Origin of the sequence: Candidatus Skiveiella danica (genome assembly GCF_022705245.1) — a bacterium.
Lineage (GTDB): Bacteria > Pseudomonadota > Gammaproteobacteria > Burkholderiales > Burkholderiaceae_C > Skiveiella > Skiveiella danica.
Map to the genome: position 1 here is coordinate 319 of NZ_JAKJEW010000147.1, position 278 is coordinate 596.

Annotated in this window: 1 protein-coding gene; it reads right to left on the reverse strand. The window is 61.9% G+C overall.

Annotation, left to right across the window (positions count from 1 at the left end; all coding sequences use genetic code 11):
- Nucleotides 1-278 (reverse strand): SRPBCC family protein (locus ACMUOY_RS20600; protein WP_413894577.1); only part of this gene is annotated, 278 nt, incomplete at both ends.

Below are 278 nucleotides of genomic sequence, written 5' to 3' on the forward strand. Positions count from 1 at the left end.
TGTCCATGCTGAAAAACAGGCCCATCAACTTGGAGATGAAAGGGCTCGGCCCGTACATGGCCTGCGTCACCGTCGTGGCGCCACCCTGCGCCGCAAGCGTGAATTCGACAGTATTGCGCGCCTCGAAGGGCTTGATGAAATGGATCTGGAGCACGGCCTTGCTCGGTGCTGAAGATTCGACGATCTCCATGCGGCCGTGACCCACCTCGTTGTTGCCGCTCCACTCGTACACGGCGCCCTTGCCGCTGGCGGCGCCACTGTAACGGCGCTGGATCGCT